A 14,712-nucleotide genomic window follows, 5' to 3' on the forward strand; every position below is an offset into this window, starting at 1 on the left:
TAGGCCTCCGTGAGAGGGGGACTTACCTGTGTTGTTCTGAGGTGAGTAAAGCACTTCTGCTCAGGTGGCCAAATTCAGTAACCACTTCATTCATATGAGACCTAATGGCCTCGTCATCTAGCCAGAAAGCCATTGAGCCAAGGTTGAGAAGGGCTTTTTGTAGGTGTGCCAATTGGTGGCTCTGAACTTCTGGTATACTACACGGCTGCATGTGTTGTCAGCAAATGCTTTAACAGGTCCTTCAGCTCAGCAAAAGCTCGATTTTTTCATCAAAGCCCAATTGGCGATGAAGATCACCAAAAATGATATGTTGCTTATATATACAGTACCAAATTCGATTTTCTCCCTATAAGATAGATTGCATTTCCGCGGGTGTGGTTTACAAGGAAAGGCTGTCAGCATGCATCGCTCTGTTTCTAAGTTTTATCGCATCCCCCCTTTACTTATTCGGGCGCTAAAAAGCGGGGTCGCCTCCGTGGTGGAGTTTCATCTCAGCAGGGGATTGCCGAAAGATTCACGAGATTCTCTGGGAAATAGCCCATTGATGATTGCGGCCCAGAATGGGCATTTCGCTCTTTGCGAAATGTTGTTGTGTGCGGGTGTCGATGTTGAGCATCAAAACAACCTCGGGTTTCGCGCCAGTGACCTCGCGCAGGAGCAAACGCTGCGTGATCTGTTAGCTCGTTATCGGCAATCTCCTCCGCCTGACGGGCAGCAACTAGCAGGGGGGCTAGATGATGAGGCAAACGTTGAGCTTGTAATTGAAGCCGATGTCGAAACAGAACCTCCCGAAACCGAAGACGCAATGGATTTTATGCAGTGGGATGCTGAATTCGAATCGGAACCCGCCGAAGATAATCTGACATTACGACACGCTTCCGCTGAGGCTCAGCAATTATTATCCCGCTATCGCCCGATAGATAACGCTGCTGAGTGGATCGATATCGAACTCTCCCTTCCTGACCCGCCGACGCCAGTTTCTCACTCTCCGCAAAATTATCCCCATTTCTCAACGTTGCTCACTAGCGCACTGGATGCCGGTCGTGTCTCTGTTCGTGACATCCGGTCTGCCGGGGAAGATGATTTCGGCATGCCGTGGCCTGAATTCCGGCTCAGAGTAGAGGCATTGATCAAGGACTTACCTTTGATTGTGGATGGCGATGATGCTTTCCCGGAAAGTGATGCCTGTGGGGAATTAGCGGCGAGTGATGATCTCGAGCCCTGGTTTGACGCTTTCGGTGCATTGCGGCAGTCCGGCATCTTTGAACGTTATCTTGTGGACATTCGCCAATGGGATGTCGTCGATAAAACAAAGGAAGAGCGACTCGGGCAGCGCATGGATACGGCGCTTATCAACTTGATGACGATCCTGGCGAGATTACCCGAAGCAGAATATCTACAGTTGCTGCATCCGAATTGCCTTCCCGCGACATCGCCTGAGATTACTGAAGAGGATGACGACGCGGAAGAAGCGGATGAGGAAATCTCTTCCGCAGCCGATGACGATGACGCCATCACCTTTAACGATCTGCTCATTCTGCTGAGAAGTGGGAAAGCTGAAGAGTACCAGGATAATCATATCCCTCGCCCGGAGTACCGTGACCTGCAGCAGATAGTCGAGCGCGCCCAAACGCTCATCCCTGATGAATGCCATAATGTCAGTCTGTATGTCAGTAGTTACAGAGACGCATGGGAGGGGTTAATCCACGCCAATTTACGTCTTGTGGTCGCGATTGCGAAAAAACACTGCGGGCGAGGATTAGATATCGAGGATCTGATCCAGGAAGGTAATCTGGGCTTGATCAAGGCCGTTGAAAAATTCGACTATCGGCGTGGATTCAAATTCTCTACCTATGCCTCCTGGTGGATCCGCCAGAAGATCAGCCGCGCGATTGCCGATCAGGCTCAGCTCATTCGTTTACCCGTTCACTTCTATGAGCAATTCAGGCGCTGGCGGAGCAGTCGGGATCAGTTGCTGCATCGCCAGGGGATAACGCCCACCCTCAGACGGTTGCAGGAAATGACCGACCTGCCAGAGCGTCAACTTCTTCAGATGGCTAAATATGAAGAACAGACGGTGCTGATTGGTGATTTTCATGAAGACGCACAGGATCGCGAAGCAGCATTGTCGGGAGACGCGCTGCTGACCAGAAGGGATTTCACCAGTGCTCCCGTTCAGTCTCTGGAGCTAAGAGAACATATTTCATCGGTCCTGAATACGCTGTTGCCACGCGAAACACAGATCATAAAAATGCGTTTTGGCATCGGTATGACGCAAGATTTCACGCTGGAAGAGGTGGGTAAACAGTTTGATGTCACGCGAGAAAGGATACGTCAGATAGAAGCCAAAGCGCTCCGTAAGCTACGTCATCACAGCCGGGCGTCGAAATTAGGCGGCTTCGTCGAACAGTGGGAAACCGCGTTGAGCGAGATGCAGGAAGAAGAAGAATGACGACCATGCGCCATGCGCCACCGAATGCAGCCATTATGATCGAAGCTCTGCGAGGGCTCGGCTACAACACCGCCACCGCACTGGCTGATATCATCGACAACAGCATCAGTGCTGGTGCCCGTAAGGTCGATCTGACTTTTCACTGGCGTGAGTCGGATAGCTATATTGTGGTTCGGGATAATGGTTGCGGCATGTCGGCCGCTGAACTGGATGTTGCGATGCGGCTGGGGGTCAAAAACCCGCTGACAAAGCGTCCAGGACACGATCTGGGCCGCTTCGGTCTTGGACTCAAAACCGCCTCCTTTTCGCAATGTCGTCGCCTGACGGTCTCCTCTAAAAAAGAGGGGATAACGACCATCCTGCGGTGGGATCTGGACATTCTCGCCGCCAGTACGGACGACGGTTGGTATTTGCTTGAAGGTGCTGACCCAGGGAGTCAGGAGGCGTTAGCAAATGCGGATCCTGACTCCCACGGTACGGTGGTGCTGTGGGACGTTTTAGACCGAATTGTCACCCCCGGCTACGGTGAGAAAGATTTCCTCAATCTGATGGATGGCGTTGAACAACATCTGGCGATGGTATTTCACCGATTCCTTGAGGGGAACGCTCCCCGACTCACTCTCACCCTCAATGGTCGCAAAATTAAAGCCTGGGATCCCTTTCTCAGCGGGCATCCTTCCAAGCCCTGGCATTCGCCTTCGGCAATGGCGCCAGGCGCTCCTGCCGTGAAAGTGGAGTGTCATGTTCTGCCGCATCAGGATCACCTGACGACGCAGGAGTATCAACAGGCTCAAGGACCGGCAGGCTGGACGGCTCAGCAAGGATTTTATGTATACCGGAATGAGCGATTGCTGGTGGCGGGCAACTGGCTTGGACTTGGAAATGCCCGGGCCTGGACGAAAGATGAAACCCACCGCCTTGCGCGGATCCGTCTGGATATCCCTAATGATGCCGACATAGACTGGAAGATTGATATTCGTAAATCGATGGCGCGCCCGCCGGTTTCGCTGCGTCCCTGGTTAACTCAGCTGGCGCAATCAACACGCGATCGTGCGGTAAGGACATTTGCCAAACGCGGGAAAATGAATAAGCGCAAGCCTGGCGAGGAACTCGTTCATCTCTGGCAGGCGCAGAAGACGTCATCAGGTGTTCGTTACCAGATTTCGTTACAACATCCTGTCATCAGCAATGTCCTTTCGCAGGCTGGTGAGTTATCCCCACAAATTCAGGCCATGCTAAGACTGATTGAGGAAACCGTTCCGGTTCAGCAAATCTGGCTTGATACGGCTGAGACAAAAGAGACGCCGCGGACAGGCTTTGAAACCGCGCCGCCCGCAGAGGTGTTATCCGTATTGCAGGTCATGTACCAGACCCTGGTTGGTCAGCAGGCGATGTCACCGGCGCTGGCGAAACAGCATCTGCAAAATATGGAACCTTTCGATAATTATCCCGAATTAATTGCACAACTCCCCGACGATCAACAAGAGAAATCGCTATGAGTCTGAATCCCCTGGATGACACGCAACTGAGTGTATTGCAGATTGTGCAAACGCTCCTGCAAGGCCAGGATAAAAGCACGATCACCCCTGGCATTCTGCGCCAACATATTGACATGGTTTGTCAGATGAAACCGGAGTGGAGCCGCCTTGATAACCGGGAGATTCTGGTCGAAGAGCTGATCCGCCGTTATAGCATCTGGATGGGCGAAGATACTTCTCTGAGTAATGATGAAGGACATCAACCTTGGCTGACCGCAGATGCGAAACGCGAGTGGCGCTACTGGCATCGATATCGCCAATGGCTTGGTAAAACGATGCCCTGGGGAGTCCTGGATACCCTTGACCGTTCAACGGATCGTGTTCTGGGATTACTTGAGCAGCCAGGGCGGGAAGGGCGCTGGGACCGGCGTGGTCTGGTGGTCGGCCATGTTCAGTCGGGGAAAACCAGCCACTATACCGGTCTAATCTGTAAAGCCGCGGATGCGGGATATAAGATAATCATTGTGCTTGCGGGTTTGCATAATAACCTCCGCTCGCAGACCCAAATGCGTCTGGATGAAGGATTTCTTGGCTACGAGACGAGTCCACTCAGAGAAAAAGTGACCATCATTGGGGTGGGCGATATTGATAGCGATCCCGTCATTCGTCCCAATTACGTCACCAACCGATCTGAAAAGGGCGACTTCAGTGCCGGAGTGGCTAAGAATCTGGGAATCAGCCCCGAGCAACGGCCCTGGCTGTTCGTGGTAAAGAAAAATAAATCTATTCTGAAACGCCTGCATACCTGGATTGAGAACCATGTTGCCACCAGCGTTGACCCCGTCACCGGAAAGCGTTTTGTTTCGGAATTACCGCTGCTGATGATTGATGATGAAGCGGATAATGCCTCAGTTGATACGGGGGAAATCGTTTACGATGACGATGGAAAACCGGATGCTGAACATCAGCCAACGGCAATCAATAGCCTGATTCGTAAGCTGTTGATGCAGTTCAGCCGTAAGGCGTATGTTGGCTATACTGCCACGCCCTTTGCCAATATTTTTATTCACGAGAGCAATGAAACGCGTGATGAAGGCCCGGATTTGTTCCCTTCCGCCTTTATCATTAACCTCGGCGCACCTTCTAATTACATCGGCCCGGCGAGGGTATTTGGTCGGGCCGCCGCGGAAGGGCGGACCGGTGAACTGCCTTTGATCAGGCGGGTGAGCGATCATTGCAGCGATGACGGAAAAAGAGGGTGGATGCCGGTTTCTCATAAGAGCTCGCACTATCCCACGCTCGATACGCTAACCCATTTCCCGGACTCGTTAAAACACGCCATCGATAGCTTTTTGCTGGCGTGCTGTGTCAGAGAATTACGCGGTCAGGGAGATAAACACAGTTCGATGCTGGTCCATGTGACCCGCTTCAATAAAGTGCAATCGGTCGTTTATGAGCATATTGACGCCTACATTCAGGACGTGAGACAGCGACTGACGCGAAGGATTGGACACGAGCCTTTTTTACATCAGCTTGAATCACTCTGGCAGGCCGACTTTTTGCCGACTGGTCAGACGATTCGCGACGTCATGCCGCAGCAGATTCCGGACGACGCCTTTGCGTGGCGGGAGATCGTCGACAAGCTGTATACCGTGATCGAAAACGTGTCGGTACGAATGATAAACGGAACGGCGAAGGATGCGCTTGATTATTCGGACAGTGCGACAGGCTTAAAAGTCATTGCGATTGGCGGAGACAAACTGGCTCGAGGGCTAACGCTTGAGGGATTATGCACCAGTTATTTCTTACGCGCCTCCCGCATGTATGACACGTTAATGCAGATGGGGCGCTGGTTTGGCTATCGACAGGGATATCTGGATGTATGTCGGCTGTATACCACCGATGAGCTGATTGAATGGTTTGAGCACATTGCGGATGCCTCAGAAGAGCTGCGGGAAGAGTTTGACAATATGGTCGCCAGCGGCGGAACCCCGCGTGATTTCGGGCTAAAAGTGAAATCACACCCCGTGTTAATGGTGACATCCCCCTTAAAAATGCGTAGCGCGCGCTCACTATGGCTCTCTTTCAGTGGCACGGTGGTCGAAACGATTTCGTTGTTTAAAGAACCGGAGTACCACAAGCGTAACTACGCGGCCTTCCAGCATCTGACCGGGCGTGTCGGTTCTGGCGCGCCGATCCCTGAGAGACGGCGCGCAGAGAAGATTGAAAAATGGAAAGGGGTCATTTGGCAAAACGTCTCTCCCGAGCCGATCATTGATTTCTTAACGGAATATGAAACCCACGCTCAGGCCAGGAAAGCCAACAGCAAACTGCTGGCGGATTTCATTACGCGGATGAATCGTGTTGATGAACTCACCCAATGGACGGTTGCGGTGATAGGGGGGGGCGTCGATCGTCATCATGCTGTCTGTGGCTTCCCCGTCCCGCTTATGATGCGTAAAGCGTCTGAGGGGGTCACTGACCGCTATTCTATTGGCCGTTTACTTTCCCCACGCGATGAAGGGATTGACTGCGATGAATCGACCTGGCTTGCCGCGTTGGCCGAAACGCAGCGTATTTTTCATGCCGATCCCGGACGCAATGAAGGGCGAGAGGAGCCCGTCATTCCTGGTGGCGTAGTACTGCGTCGGATCAAAGGATTTGGCATAAACGACATCCCGGCACAGCGTCAAAAAGGGCTATTGCTCATTTACTTACTGGACCCGCAACAGGCGTTGTCGGCAGCGGAATATCAGGACGATGCCTTGCCGGTGGTGGCTTTTGGCATCAGTTTTCCGGGAAGCCGCAGTGGGGTAACGGTGGAGTACAAAGTGAACAACGTACTGTGGGAGCAAGAGTATGGTGCGGCTGAGTAAAGATGATCTGCTGGCGGCCTGGAAAGCCTTAGATCGATCTCAGATAGACGAACAGCCCGGCGCTCAGGGCTGGCGCGGGATTCGGCTTTTTACGCACCAGGGCTGTAGCTTTCATGCCGGGCGTCGTCAGCCTGATAATGAAGAAATGCTGATTGCCGTGTTTCCTCATCCTCTTTCGCCGGGGTCGACGGCGCTGCCGTCCAGTAAAGGATTTCGCGTTGAGATGACCGGAACAGAGGAGGGGCGGCAGAACGGTTTGATGATCCGTCGTCAGCAAACGGGGAATGCGGATGTCTTTACGACGATGATTCTGGATATTCTCCATTCGCTCCTGAACGTTTCTGAACCGCGTCTGTTTGAAACCCTGCTCCGTCGGATTCGTTTATGGCAGGCGTTTATGGAGCGCGATACCCGTCCACTCAGTCATGAAGAAGAAGTGGGGTTAATCGGGGAATTGACGTGTCTGGAGCGATTAATCGAGAGCGGTCTTGCGCCGTCAACGGCAGTCGAAGCATGGGTAGGACCGCAGCATGGCCTACAGGATTTTGAACTCGATGAACGCGCCATTGAGGTAAAAAGCACCACAGCAGAGCAGGGCTTTTGCGTAACCATCCACGCGCTTGAACAACTGGACTGGCAGCGGCCTGGCTCGCTCATGTTGTGCGGTTTGCGCTTCAGCGAGCATCCCACCGGCGCGACCCTGAATGACCTCATTTACCGTCTTCGTCAGCGGTTTGAGGGAAACGCTCCGGCGGTCTGTCTTTTTGAGGGATCGCTTTGTCACGTCGGATATTTCACTGAACATGCTGAATTCTATACACGTCATTTCTTGCTGACAGAGGCGTTTGCACTTCCGATTGAAGCGGATTTTCCCTCTTTGACGCATGCCAATGTCCCGTTGCCGGTGGTGAGTGCGTGCTATCAACTCGAACTCCAGACACTTATTCCTCAGGCTCAAAATTTTAACCATTGCTTGTCAGACTTTGCAGGATTACCGCATGGAACTTATTGATTTTTTACGTCAAACGCAGAATGAGATTCGCAAGGAATATCAGGATCAAATGGCTCAGCCTGGGGTTGAGTCGCCTTTTCCGGAACTGATTTTTACCGATATTGTTATGCGTCATATGGCCGATATCGGCATGACATTCGATGATGCCGAGACGTGTCACTTTATGGCGAAAGTCAGTGGGCACAATGTGCGTCTCAGCGGTTATGCCTTCTCAGAAGATGGCGATCAACTTGACCTTTTTGTCAGCATTTATCACGGTAGCGACGAGCTTTGTCACGTCCCGGATGCTGAGACAAAAGCGATTGCCGGTCACTGCATTCAATTTTTGCAGAAGTGCGTTGACGGTAAATTATCATCCACGCTCGATCAGTCCAATGATGCCTGGCAACTGGTGACGACCATCGAACAGTCCTACACGGAACTGGAGCAAATCAGAATTTATGTTCTGACCGATGGTCAGGTGAAAACCCGCTGGTATCAGTCCCGCGATGTGGCCGGTAAAACCATTAAATTAGAGGTTATGGACATTGTCCGCCTGTTTAACCACTGGCAGGAAGGTAAGCCACGCGACGAACTGCAGGTTAATTTTGATGAGGTGGCGGGGGGCGCACTCCCCTGTGTCTGGATCCCGGATGAAATGGGTGAATATGATTATGCGCTGACGGTGGTTCCGGGCGAGACGCTGCGATTTATCTATGAAAAATATGGCAACCGGATTCTGGAAGCGAACGTTCGCTCATTTCTGAGCCAGACGGGGAAAGTCAACAAAGGGATTCGTGACACTTTACGCGAGCAGCCTGAGCGTTTTATGGCTTATAACAACGGCATTGTGATTGTTGCCGATCAGGTCAGGCTTGGCGAAGCGCCGGGAGGTGGTCCTGGTATTGCGTGGATGCAGGGGATGCAGATTGTCAACGGTGGGCAGACGACGGCTTCTATGTTTTTCACCAAAAAGAAATTCCCGGCAACCAATCTGCGTAACGTGCGTGTACCCGCAAAAGTCATTGTGCTGAAACAGACGAATAATGCACAAGAAGAGATGCTAATTGCGGATATTTCGCGCTTCTCGAATAGCCAGAATAAAGTCAATATTTCCGATCTGTCAGCCAATCGACCGGTACATGTACAGCTGGAAAAAATGGCAAACACGGTGTATTGCCCGGACGGATACAGCCGTTGGTTTTACGAGCGAGCGAACGGCAGTTATAAGGTTATGCTGGAACGGGAAGGTAAAACACCCGCTGGAATCAAACGGTTAAAAGACGCGATTCCTGCCTCTCGCCGGATAACGAAAACAGATTTCGCAAAATATCATTGTGCCTGGCTCCAGCGTCCGGATTTAGTCAGCCTCGGCGGACAGAAGAACTTTGCCGCATTAATGACGATGATCGACAAGGATACTGAGCGTTATGGGGATGAACTGAACATTGAGCGTTTTAAAAATTACATCGCGCAGGCCATTATTTATAAGAAAGCCTATAAGTTGATTAATTCACTTTTCCCCGCATTTAAGGCGAATATTGCCGCCTATACTGTGGCCGCCTATTCACATTTTTATGGCAACCAAACGGATCTTGCAGAGATCTGGAATCAACAAGGCATTGAGGAAACGATGGGCAACCGGCTTGTCAGCTTAGCCCATCGGGTGAATAGTCTTCTGACTGAATCCGCGAATGGCAGGATGATATCGGAGTGGGCGAAGAAGCCTGAATGCTGGGAGTATGTCCGCAGTAAAATCTATTTCTCCGCACATGGAAAAATGGAAGATCACATGAGTAGTTAAATTGTCCACTGAGTTCATGATCGAAGCCCCGCGTGTGTGTTATGGGTTGCTCGCAGCGGGGCTTTGTTGAATAAACCGAACTTTTTCTTAGTTGAAGACTTAGATTACACATCACCATACAACGCCGGTAGCCCCATGGCGCTTCACATCATCATTATTTAAAATATTCTCAGGCAGGAAACTGTTCTCCTGTGCTTTTTCTGTGCTCAACGTTATCCATGCCTATCTATTTAATGCAAATTACAGTAAAGTAAAAGGACAACTACAGCAAAGTTTCGCAATGCACTGCTATGTAACTCATTGATCCTGCGTAGAATTTAAAATCCCTCGGCGTTCGCGCTGTGTGGGTTCAAGTCCCACTCCGGGTACCATGGGAAAGAACAGAATAATCAAAGCAATAAGCAGTGTCGTGAAACCACCTACGGGTGGTTTTTTTGTGCCTGTTTTTTACAAGCATAGATACTTTGCGTCAAGCAGCCTGCCAGAAACGTAAACTGCCCTCTATATACTCACTATTGATAATCAATCTATCGCCGAATCGGCGCGTTAAACATAAAGCCCCCTCGGGCAGGGTTGTTGATAAACCCATCGCGGGCGGGATTATAGTTGTGGTCCTGGAAACCATTCATCAGGATGGGATCGCCAAAGCCATTCTGTATCGCCAGCTGTCTGTGGATTCGGTTTCGTGCCCTGAACGTGAAAGCGAAATCACCCGTCCCGCCAATGATGAACACACCATTACCAGCTCGAAGTGCCGCGCTCAACTCTTGCTCTCTGACGGCCTGGTTTTGTAACGCGCTGGCTGTGGCAGACGATGACGCCAACAGCAGTAATATGAGAACGGCGCATGAAAATACCGATGGCAGTTTCATGATTAATACCTATAAAAAGCATGGCTATTAAAGTATAGCTTTATGTTGTCATCTTAACTGAAAAGAAAACCAATATTTTAAACCTGCTGTCCATACTGTATTTAAAAGACCGGAAGAGTAGTGCTGCGCAGTTAAGAACTATAATAAAAACAGTCAACAGGTGATTACTTCTGTTTGCAGACAGTGCTGGTTCAGGGGGCTGCTATGAACATTTCATCTTTTCCGATAGTCATGTTCGCAGCATTGCTCACCCTTAGTGGTGCAGCATATTCGGTGGAAAAAGAAGATATCTTTTCGCAGAATGCCAGGGCTACGGATCCCATCGCATTTTCTCAACAGTCATTTAATAACCTGAGGTCTTATCAGGTTATGATGCGCTCCTCGTCGCCATCCGATGAAAGCAAAATTATTCGCTATAGCTTTCAAAAGCCTGGGTATGTGCGGATGGATTTTACCCAACCGCATTCAGGTGCGGTGCTTATCTTTAATCCTGTCAGCGGTAAAGTGACGTTATGGCCATTTGGTGTGGGTACATTGCCCATTTTGCACCTGTCGCCTACTAATTCATTGATCCAGGATGAGCGTGGTCATCGGGTGGATCGCTCTGATATCGGCGTGTTGTTGGGCAATATTCGTCATCTGCAACGCGAAGGGGCAACAACCACAGTTGGTAAGGAAAACCTTGCAGGACGGGCGACAATGCACGTATCTGTGGTTGGGCCTGGAACAATGGTGATTGATGGAGTACATCGTTATGACGTCTGGCTGGATAATTATCACGGACTCCCTGCCAAAGTGATCAGCTATGCGCCAGATGAGCAGCGATTAGAAACCGTGTTTCTGGATGCTATGGTCATTAACATCCGTTTTCCTGCCAATTTCTTCTCGCCTTGAGGAGCCGCTCTATGGCTGACTATCAGTTTTCCACCGTCTGGCGGGTTGAGGCTTCAATTCAGGAAGTATGGGATGTTTTATCTCATCCCGATCAGTGGCCTGAATGGTGGGGAAGTCTGGAACGCATCGTTGAGATTAAAAAAGGTGATATACAGGGCATTGGGGCGCTGCATCGTTATACCTGGAAAGGAGCGCTTCCTTATCGCTTAACCTTTGACATCAATGTGTTGAATATTTTGCCTTGCTCACTGCTTGTAGGGCAAGCCAGTGGAGCGGTTGAAGGGCGAGGCGTGTGGTCTTTTTCTGCCAGTGGCGCAGAAACCATCGTCAGATATGACTGGAATGTTCGCACCACGATTCGCTGGATGAATTACCTGGCTCCGCTGGCGGCACCCGTTTTTCGCTGGAATCACGATATGGTTATGCGCGAAGGGGCCAGAGGGCTAGCCCGTAAGCTTGCAACGAATGTCTATATTTTCTGAACTCGCCCTCACGGCTGTACTTTTTGCCTGTCTATGGCTTACTATCTGTCGCGCAGTTTCTTATTTCATTCACAGTTAACAGGTCTGTTATTGATGAATAACCTCCATCGGCTCACCTTTTTATGTCAGCGTCTGTCTGCTGTGATGATCGCATACGGTTTTTACCTTCTTAGCCGTAGCTCAACTCTTATAACATGGACAGACAGCAATGCAACGTCGACAATTTCTCAAAAATAGCGTTCTCCTTTCCGCCGCCGGTTTAGTCGGTCCTGCGGTTATTAGCCAGACGGTTCACGCCGCTGAGCCATCCGTTGCACCAGCCGTGCGTCGGCGCTTTGTATTATCCCAGACATATAAACTTAACCCTCCTAAGGGGTCGAGCGGCGTGGTAAAACTGTGGATCCCGCTTCCGGTAGATACCGCGTTTCAACAAATGACGGCGCTTGCCTTTAGCGGAAACTACAAGCAGGCGTACGTTACCACTAATAATACTTATGGCGCGAAAACGCTGTTTGCCACCTGGCCTGACTCGCAGGGCGAATTGTTGATTAACGTTGATATCGACATTGAAACCGCCGACTGGGAGCCGCTGAAGCAGGACGCGCTGAAAACCTGGCAAGCGCCGGAGCAGATTATTTATCCGCTGGATGTAAAACCGTACCTGCTGCCGACGACACATACCCCAGTTGATGGGCAGGTTCTGGAAACCGCACGTAAAATTACCGGTAATGAGCAGGATCCGCTGAAAAAAGCGCGCCTGATTTACGAGTGGGTGAGTAGCCATATGGAGCGCGATAACGACGTCATCGGCTGCGGCACGGGGGATGTGGCGGAGATCTTAAAAAGCGGTAAGCTCAAAGGAAAATGCACCGACATGAGCTCCGTTTTTGTGGCTCTGGCGCGGGCCAGCGGCATTCCAGCGCGCGAACTGTTTGGCATCCGTCTGGGCAAAGCCAATAAGCTCGAACGCTACTCGAAAAGCGCTTTTGGCAAAGCTGACAGTGCAGGTGTCGCTGATGTGAGTGGCGGACAACATTGTCGCGCCGAATTCTATCTGGCCGGTTACGGCTGGTTACCGTGCGATCCTGCTGATGTGACCAAAATGCGTCTGGCAGAGAAAAAGTCGCATCAGGACGCCGATGTCCAGGCGGTAAACACTTACCTGTTTGGTAACTGGGAAATGAACTGGGTTGGATTCAACTATGGACGTGATTTCGAGCTGTATCCGGCAACGGAGCAGGGAGCCATGAACAACTTTGGCTATCCTTACGCTGAAGTCGATGGTGACCCGATCAATTTCTATGATCCTAAAGCGTTCTCCTACAGCTATGTCGCCACAGAACAACGCTAAAGGGGCGGGACTCACCCTGTTGACGGCCGCGGCGGCTGCCGTCACCGCTGGCTTATGCTGCGTTGGACCGCTGCTCTATCTGCTGTTTGGTATTTCGGCGGCGAGCTTTGCTGTTTTCACCCAGTTTGAGTTTTTGCGAATTCCCCTGATGCTGGTGTCATTGGGTTTATTACTGCGCGTCTTCTGGCGGCTCTATTTTTCCAGGCGGCTGTGGTGTTCCGGATGGTTAACGTTGAAGCAAGCGCGCGTTCTCTACTGGTGCGCGTTGGCGTTGATTTTGCCGGTGCTATTTTATCCAACGCTCGTTGCCTGGTTTTATGAGGTATTTGAATGAAGATCTTCACGCTAGTTGCATGCCTGCTTCTGCCGCTGTGGGCTCAGGCGGCTAATCAAAAAGTGGTGCTGGATATACAAAATATGACCTGCTCGTTATGCGTTATTTCGGTCAATCAGGCGCTACGTGAAACCGACGGTGTGATTAAAGCAAAATCCTCCCTAAAAACCCGACAAGCAGAAGCGATTGTGCCAGAAGGTTTCCCAACCGATACTTTACTTAACGCGGTAGCGAAAACGGGCTATACCGCAACGCTCAACCGTATTGAACAACAGTAAACCACCTACGGGTGGTTTTATTGTGTTTTCCCGGTATGATGCCCGGCGGCTTAGTGTTCTCTTTTGTGCGTTAACTTCCGGAATTCCACGCGTTTCCTGTTAACCTGAACAGGCGGCAGCTGTATGCCGCATATGCCCATTTTTATCTGTTATCCCTCCAGCCATGTAGGATGATCACAGGCAAGATTTTTTGACTAAGGAAAAGCGTTATGAAAACGGGACCATTAAACGAGAGCGAACTGGAATGGCTGGATGATGTACTGACTAAGTACAATACAGACAAGGCTATTCTGGATGTGTCAGAACTGGATGGTTTGCTGACAGCGGTGCTGAGTTCACCGTATGAAATTGAACCAGAGCAGTGGCTGGTCGCGATTTGGGGCGGCGCGCAGTATGTCCCTCGCTGGTCTTCCGAAAAAGAAATGACGCGTTTCATGAACCTGGCGTTTCAACATATGGCGGATACGGCCGATCGTCTGGATGAATATCCTGAGCAGTTTGAGCCGCTGTTTGGTTTACGTGAAATTGACGAGCATGAACTGACCATCGTTGAAGAGTGGTGCTTTGGTTATATGCGCGGCGTCGCACTGTCAGACTGGTCCGCGTTACCGGACACGTTAAAACCAGCACTTGAAGCTATTGCGCTGCACGGTACGGAAGAGAACTTTGCGGTGGTTGAGAAACTAACGCCGGAAGCGTTTGAAGAGAGCGTCGATGCCATCCGCCTGGCAGCGCTGGACCTGCATGCTTACTGGATGGCGCATCCTCAGGAAACGCCGGTCAAAGTACCGGTGAAAGTGGATGCCAAAGTAGGGCGAAATGACCCTTGTCCGTGTGGCAGCGGCAAGAAATATAAGCAGTGCTGTTTGCACTAACAGAAAGGGGCGAAAGCCCCTTTGT

General features: G+C 50.9%; 12 protein-coding genes. 11 read left to right on the forward strand and 1 reads right to left on the reverse strand.

The annotated features are described in order from the left end of the window. The first annotated feature begins 400 nt into the window (after positions 1 to 400). Genes mzaA through mzaE form a run of 5 tightly spaced genes read left to right on the forward strand, consistent with a single transcriptional unit; the run spans position 401 to position 9,601 of the window. Positions 401 to 2,452, forward strand: coding sequence for an MZA anti-phage system associated sigma-70 family RNA polymerase sigma factor MzaA (mzaA, locus tag OGY72_RS24310; protein ID WP_286550106.1), 2,052 nt, complete (start codon positions 401 to 403; stop codon positions 2,450 to 2,452). Next, complete coding sequence (mzaB, locus tag OGY72_RS24315) at positions 2,449 to 3,951, forward strand: MZA anti-phage system associated ATPase MzaB (protein ID WP_097470988.1); 1,503 nt, start codon at positions 2,449 to 2,451, stop codon at positions 3,949 to 3,951. The genes mzaA and mzaB overlap by 4 nt, the downstream gene beginning before the upstream one ends. Continuing rightward, a complete protein-coding gene (gene mzaC / locus OGY72_RS24320; RefSeq protein WP_286550110.1) occupies positions 3,948 to 6,806 on the forward strand; it encodes an MZA anti-phage system associated Z1 domain-containing protein MzaC in 2,859 nt (952 codons plus the stop codon). The genes mzaB and mzaC overlap by 4 nt, the downstream gene beginning before the upstream one ends. Beyond that, on the forward strand, positions 6,790 to 7,818 hold the full coding sequence (mzaD, locus tag OGY72_RS24325; RefSeq protein ID WP_286550113.1) for an MZA anti-phage system associated PD-(D/E)XK motif protein MzaD: 1,029 nt from the start codon (positions 6,790 to 6,792) through the stop codon (positions 7,816 to 7,818). The genes mzaC and mzaD overlap by 17 nt, the downstream gene beginning before the upstream one ends. After that, complete coding sequence (gene mzaE / locus OGY72_RS24330) at positions 7,805 to 9,601, forward strand: MZA anti-phage system associated AIPR family protein MzaE (RefSeq protein WP_097470985.1); 1,797 nt, start codon at positions 7,805 to 7,807, stop codon at positions 9,599 to 9,601. The genes mzaD and mzaE overlap by 14 nt, the downstream gene beginning before the upstream one ends. A 527-nt stretch (positions 9,602 to 10,128) precedes the next feature. Here mzaE and OGY72_RS24860 read toward each other — a convergent pair. Further along, entirely contained in the window at positions 10,129 to 10,473 is a 345-nt protein-coding gene (locus OGY72_RS24860; RefSeq protein WP_353655459.1) for a hypothetical protein, read from the reverse strand. A 204-nt stretch (positions 10,474 to 10,677) separates the two neighbouring features. Between OGY72_RS24860 and OGY72_RS24340 the strand changes: the two genes are divergently transcribed. The 6 genes from OGY72_RS24340 to OGY72_RS24365 all read left to right on the forward strand — a co-directional run bounded on the left by OGY72_RS24340 (position 10,678) and on the right by OGY72_RS24365 (position 14,687). Further along, positions 10,678 to 11,367: a LolA family protein gene (locus OGY72_RS24340; protein WP_286550119.1), complete on the forward strand. Its 690-nt coding sequence runs from the start codon at positions 10,678 to 10,680 to the stop codon at positions 11,365 to 11,367. 11 nt (positions 11,368 to 11,378) lie between these two features. Then, the gene (locus OGY72_RS24345) at positions 11,379 to 11,849 is read left to right on the forward strand and encodes an SRPBCC family protein (protein ID WP_286550122.1); all 471 of its coding nucleotides are present in this window, start codon (positions 11,379 to 11,381) and stop codon (positions 11,847 to 11,849) included. A gap of 208 nt (positions 11,850 to 12,057) precedes the next feature. Next, positions 12,058 to 13,200 carry a transglutaminase-like domain-containing protein gene (locus OGY72_RS24350; protein ID WP_149282013.1) on the forward strand — a complete coding sequence of 381 codons (1,143 nt, stop codon included), beginning with the start codon at positions 12,058 to 12,060 and terminating at the stop codon, positions 13,198 to 13,200. Continuing rightward, positions 13,178 to 13,534: a mercuric transporter MerT family protein gene (locus tag OGY72_RS24355; protein ID WP_003833912.1), complete on the forward strand. Its 357-nt coding sequence runs from the start codon at positions 13,178 to 13,180 to the stop codon at positions 13,532 to 13,534. The genes OGY72_RS24350 and OGY72_RS24355 overlap by 23 nt, the downstream gene beginning before the upstream one ends. Then, positions 13,531 to 13,812 (forward strand): heavy-metal-associated domain-containing protein, encoded by a 282-nt coding sequence (locus OGY72_RS24360; RefSeq protein ID WP_003833910.1) that lies wholly within the window; start codon positions 13,531 to 13,533, stop codon positions 13,810 to 13,812. Before OGY72_RS24355 ends, OGY72_RS24360 begins: the two co-directional genes overlap by 4 nt. A 209-nt stretch (positions 13,813 to 14,021) precedes the next feature. Further along, positions 14,022 to 14,687 (forward strand): YecA/YgfB family protein, encoded by a 666-nt coding sequence (locus OGY72_RS24365; RefSeq protein WP_003034581.1) that lies wholly within the window; start codon positions 14,022 to 14,024, stop codon positions 14,685 to 14,687. Positions 14,688 to 14,712: the final 25 nt, after the last annotated feature.

The sequence above is a fragment of the Citrobacter sp. Cpo221 genome, assembly GCF_030332345.1.
Lineage (GTDB): Bacteria > Pseudomonadota > Gammaproteobacteria > Enterobacterales > Enterobacteriaceae > Citrobacter > Citrobacter portucalensis.